The sequence below is a fragment of the Methanoculleus sp. genome (assembly GCF_030019085.1).
GTDB lineage: Archaea > Halobacteriota > Methanomicrobia > Methanomicrobiales > Methanoculleaceae > Methanoculleus.
Genome location: NZ_JASEFJ010000052.1, coordinates 1 through 1,726 on the forward strand (window position 1 = coordinate 1; position 1,726 = coordinate 1,726).

General features: G+C 55.8%; 1 protein-coding gene. It reads right to left on the bottom strand.

Features of this window, described 5'->3' with window-relative positions; genetic code table 11:
* Positions 1–24: 24 nt before the first annotated feature.
* Positions 25–1,644 (bottom strand): IS1634 family transposase, encoded by a 1,620-nt coding sequence (locus tag QMC91_RS09905; protein ID WP_300238076.1) that lies wholly within the window; start codon positions 1,642–1,644, stop codon positions 25–27.
* Between the last annotated feature and the right edge of the window lie 82 nt (positions 1,645–1,726).

The window sequence follows — 1,726 nt, forward strand, 5'->3', positions numbered from 1 at the left end:
AACGCACATTCCGCATGTCCTCCATCAAATGTAGTAATTTTCGTATTCCCTCCCCAACAACCGTAAGATCTTCCACAACTCCTCGTTCATGTTCGTCACCCGTTTCAGTCTCCTCCCATCCTCGACAACTATCACAAACTCCCGCACCCTCCGGAACAGGAAGAACGTCCACTTCAGCGTCGGTCGCCGGGTCTGCTTCTTCGTCTGGCTGGTCACCGTCTCGCCGGTTCGTTCCAGTTCCCGCCGCAACCGGAACTCCGTCATCGAATAGATGAACAGACAGAGCACCATCACCATTGCCAGTGCCTGGATCCGGGACGGCTTCTTCAAATAGACCTCAGCAACCCGGAACGAACTGTCCTTCAGGAACCGGAACCCGCGTTCCACCGCGCCCTGTCTCTTATAGTTCGCGAGCAGTTCATCGGCAGAGAGTTCGGGATCATTCGTCGCCAGGACAAACCTCCCCAGGATCCGCCGTTCCTCAGCGAGAACCTCGGGGTTGTGCTCGATCCCTGCCGTGATCTTGTAGGATAGAAGGACCGGTTCCCCGTTCTTCGGCCTCCCTCGTTTCTTCTCCGGTTTCCGGGTAATCGTGACGATCTCGAGGTCACTAAACCGGTATCGCGGATGTTGTTCCAGCCATTTTTCGGCCGCTATCCGCGCATCCGGGACACAGGCAAACTCCCGGGAACAGAGTTTCCGAAGAGACGTCCGCGCCCGGTCAAGGTCCTTTGCCAGGTTCTTCTCGAGCGTCTTCTCCTCCCGTTCATACATCGGGATCGACCGATACAGGACCCATTTCTGCCGGATCCCGGCATACTCACTGAAATGCTCCTGGTAGGCGTATCGGTCGTCAGTGCAGGGCAAGAACGGATCTCCTGTCCGGACCAGATCCCGTGCTTCCTTGACCGTGGCCGGGACCCGGCTGATCCAGAAGGTGTGTTGCCCCAGGCTCTGCAGGTTGGTTGCGGTGTAAAACGCAGAATCAGCCACGTGATAGACTTTTTCGGCAGATTTCAGGTTTTCTTTGAGTTGCTTGATGATCGTCAGGATGGTCTCTTTGTCGGATTCGTTGCCGGAGAATGTCTGGAGGAAGAGCGGAACCCCATACTGGTTTGAGGCCATTCCGAGGACAAAACGCTTGAGGTCCCAGCGGCCATCCTTCGGATGGCCGTAGGTGATCTCGATCTCGCCCATGTTGAGGTCGGATTCATACGCCCCTGTGACGCTGAAGTTGGTGGTATCGACATGGACGCAGTGTGATCCGAATTCGGTCGGGAGGAGACATTTTGCCACGATCTCGTTGAATAACTCGGTTGGGCCATAGGCAGCGATCGCGTCCAGGGTTCGACCGAGCACGTCGTCGTTGAGGTGGTCACGCGTGATGCCCTCCCCGAGGAGACGTTCGACGGCGATGTCGTCAAAGAAGTCGGGGAAGAGGTAGAGACGACGTTCGATGAACCCGAGACCGTTGAGAACCATGGCTTTGAGAACCTGGGAGTGGCTGAGGTGGTGATGACGGGTCTTCGGGAGGGCGTTATCGATCACGTCGGCGATCTGCAGGGAGTCGTAGGCACCGGCTATAATGCCAAGATGACCGATGGAGAGGATCGAGGTGTCGTCGAAACCGTCAACGAGAGGCATACTAAAGCGTATTTGCTGAAAGTACAAAGATCTTACGGTTTTGAATATTCAGAGGAGGGTGAAGATTAATGCGGATAGTCGG